This is a genomic window from Acidovorax sp. K2F (genome assembly GCF_025246485.1).
Taxonomy (GTDB): Bacteria; Pseudomonadota; Gammaproteobacteria; order Burkholderiales; family Burkholderiaceae_C; genus Acidovorax; species Acidovorax delafieldii.
In genome coordinates this window covers 1-1,676 of the sequence record NZ_JAOBSQ010000087.1, presented here as the reverse complement: position 1 = coordinate 1,676, position 1,676 = coordinate 1, and the positions used below count along the sequence as shown (strand labels likewise).

Below are 1,676 nucleotides of genomic sequence, written 5' to 3'. Positions count from 1 at the left end.
TGTTGATTTCCACGCAGAAGTGACCCACTAACCCCCAGGAGGGGGTGCGGATAAAAACTTGGACTGGTTTATGTCGCAAGTCCAAGGCTCACCCGGTATTCAATGGGGCTGAGAGAGCCAAGGGAGATCTTGATTCGCTTTTCGTTGTACCAGCGGATGTACGAGTCGACCAACTCAATGAATTGCTCAATGGTCGTGCCCTTCCAGTCTCGAGGATAGAACAGTTCGTTCTTCAGCCGCCCGAAGAACCCCTCGCACGCCGCATTATCTGGAGAGCAAGCCTTGCGGGACATCGAGCGGGTGAGATTCGCATCACTCATTCTCGATAGCCAGCCAGGCCAGCGGTAGTGGCCACCGCGGTCGGAGTGAACCACGGGCCTATCTGGGGTTTCTGCCACCGTTTCGATGGCGGCATCCAGCATGGTGTTGACCAGCTCAGCATCCGGACTCGTGCCGATGGTCCAGCTCACCACCATCCCGTCGAAGCAGTCGATGATCGGCGACAGGTAAACCTTGCCTGCCGGGATCTGGAACTCCGTGATGTCCGTGAGCCACTTCTCGTTGGGGGCTGAGGCCTGGAAGTCGCGGTTGATGATGTTTTCGGGCGCTGGACTGATCTCACCCAGGTACGAGGCGTATCGGCGCTTCTTGGGCTTTGGAACGACCAGGTGTGCCTGCTTCATGAGCCGCTGTACCACCTTCTCGGAGATCGGCCCCTGTTGCCTGGCCAGCGAGGCCTGCAATCTGCGATAGCCGTAGCACCGGTGATTCGACTCGAATATCTCGGTGATGGACTGCCGCACCTGCAGATATTTGTCGCCCACCACTGCACGGGCCCGGTGGTAGAAGTACGAGCTACGGGCCAGCCCCACCTGCGCGAGGAGCTCTGGGAGCCCATAGTGCCCTCTCAGGGCGTCAATCAGCAGTGTCTTCTCCCGGTTGGACAGGAGCTGCAGATTGACGCCCAGGCCTTTTTTTAACAGTTCATTGGCCTTATTCAAGAGGTCCTGTTCAAGCCTCAATTGCCGGACCTCGCGGCGCAATACAGCCACTTGGAGTTCGAGTTCGTCGCGCTCTCGTTGCTGGGGAGATCGATGGGTGTGTTTCATTGAAGCAGGGGCCTCACGTCCCAGAAGTTGGTTCTTCCAGTTGTACAACGTTGGCCGGCACACGCCGAGCTTGTCGGCAACAGCCTGTGCACTTTCCTGGCGAGTGCAGAGCTCCATTACTCCCGCTTGCTTCAATGACTCGGGATACCTTCGCTGCCCAACACTACCGACGATTGCTTTCCTCGTCTCAGGAATGGCCTCGCGAATCCACTTTGTGAGCGTTCCACGACCGGGATAGCCCAGGGCCCTCATAGTGGCTGCAATGCATCGATCATGGGTGAGGTAGTGCTCAAGGGCGGCAGCATTTTGCGCCTGTGAGAACTTGGGCTCACGCCCTGCATAGTTTTTAGGCAAGTCTTGGCGCCGCTGATATTCCCGATACCAACCTTTCAATGAGTTCTTGGTCGGGTATCCCAACTGCCTGATGGTGGGCCTGACTCGCATGCCCAACTGGATGAACAGCTCAACGGCTCGGATTCGGTCTTCGTAGGAATACATGAACTACCTTCTAGTAGTCCAAGTTTTAGTCCGCACCCCCGGTGGGTCAGCTTTGCGTGGAAATCAACA

Annotated in this window: 1 protein-coding gene; it reads right to left on the bottom strand. The window is 57.0% G+C overall.

Annotation, left to right across the window (positions count from 1 at the left end):
• Nucleotides 1–68 precede the first annotated feature (68 nt).
• Nucleotides 69–1,607 (bottom strand): IS3 family transposase, encoded by a 1,539-nt coding sequence (locus N4G42_RS25310; RefSeq protein ID WP_260669155.1) that lies wholly within the window; start codon nt 1,605–1,607, stop codon nt 69–71.
• Between the last annotated feature and the right edge of the window lie 69 nt (nt 1,608–1,676).